General features: G+C 72.6%; 1 protein-coding gene. It reads left to right on the forward strand.

The features are described 5' to 3' along the window. Window positions 1-1099 (forward strand): MupA/Atu3671 family FMN-dependent luciferase-like monooxygenase (locus GKQ77_RS32960; RefSeq protein WP_219692812.1); only part of this gene is annotated, 1099 nt, incomplete at both ends.

Below are 1099 nucleotides of genomic sequence, written 5' to 3' on the forward strand. Positions count from 1 at the left end.
GCCCCCGCCCCCTCGACTTCGGCGTCTACTTCTTCGGGGACTACCCGCAGGACGAGCAGGCGCCCCGGCACGGCAAGTACGACCACCTCCTGGAGACCGCCCGCTTCGCCGACCGCAACGGCTTCCACTCCCTGTGGATCCCCGAGCGGCACTTCCACTCCTTCGGCGGCCTCTTCCCGAACCCGGTGGTGCTCGCCGCCGCGCTCGCCCGCGAGACCGACCGCATCCGCATCAACGCGGGCTCCGTCGTCCTGCCGCTGCACGACCCGATCCGCGTCGCCGAAGAGTGGTCGATGGTCGACAACCTCTCCGGGGGCCGCGTCGGCATCGGCTGCGCCAGCGGCTGGCACGCCAACGACTTCGTCTTCTTCCCCGAGCGCTTCGGCACCCACAAGGAGACGATGTACGAACAGGTCGCCCAGGTACGGCAGTTGTGGCGCGGCGACCCCGTGCGCCGCACCACCGGCGACGGCGAGCAGGACCTGCGCCTGTTCCCGCGCCCGGTGCAGGACGCCCCGCCCATGTACACGGCCGTGGTCGGCAACCCGGCCTCGTACGAACTGGCCGCGCGCCACGACCTCGGCATCGTCACCAACCTCATGACGCAGGGCGTCGACCAGCTCCGCGAGAACATCGCGCTCTACCGCCGTACGCGCGCCGAGCACGGCCTCGACCCGGACGCGGGGCACGTCGCCGTGCTCCTGCACACCTACCTCGCCGAGGACCACGCGGCGGCCCGCGCCGAGGCCCGCGAGCCGCTGTCCCGGTACATGCGGGCGTCCCTCTCCCTGTTCGGCGGCGTCGCCAACAGCCTGGGCCACCAGGTCGACCTGTCGGCGATGACGGAGGACGACCTGGACGTCGTGTTCCGCCGCGCCTACGACCGCTACTGCGACCAGCGCGCCCTCATCGGCAGCCCCGAGAGCGTGCGGCCCGTCGTGGACGAGGTGCGGGCCGCGGGCGCCGACGAGGTCGTCGCGCTGGTCGACTTCGGCGTGGAACCGGCCGCGATGCGCGCCGGCCTGGTCCACCTCGACCAGCTGCGCCGCTCCTGCGAGGCGACGCCCGCCCCGGTGCCGCCTACCCCCTTTCTCTTACA

Origin of the sequence: Streptomyces anatolicus (assembly GCF_019400875.1) — a bacterium.
GTDB lineage: Bacteria > Actinomycetota > Actinomycetes > Streptomycetales > Streptomycetaceae > Streptomyces > Streptomyces anatolicus.